Origin of the sequence: Achromobacter sp. GbtcB20, assembly GCF_019091095.1 — a bacterium.
In the GTDB taxonomy this organism is placed as follows: Bacteria; Pseudomonadota; Gammaproteobacteria; order Burkholderiales; family Burkholderiaceae_B; genus Achromobacter; species Achromobacter mucicolens.
Genome location: NZ_JAGXJZ010000533.1, coordinates 1 through 272 on the forward strand (window position 1 = coordinate 1; position 272 = coordinate 272).

Here is a 272-nt window from a genome sequence, read left to right on the forward strand (position 1 = left end):
GTTGAAGCCGCGCAGGTAGAACTGGTTGGCCTTGCCTTCGCCGCTGTGCTGGCTGGCGATCAGGCCCGGCATGGCTTCCAGCATTTCGCCGGGGCGGTAAGCGGTGCGCGCGGCCAGGTCCTTCTGGCCGACGGTGCCGGCGTTGGGGGAATCGGCGATGCCGAGCTGGCTCATGCGCGAGCCTTCGACCAGCACGCGCTGCAGCACGAGGTCGTCGGCCTGCGCGGCGTGATGGATGAATAATGCAGGCAAGGCGCAGAGCAGTGCGCGGG

General features: G+C 68.4%; 1 pseudogene. It reads right to left on the reverse strand.

From position 1 onward, the window contains the following. Positions 1 to 272: pseudogene (locus KVT32_RS30095) on the reverse strand (TonB-dependent receptor); the annotation flags it as partial.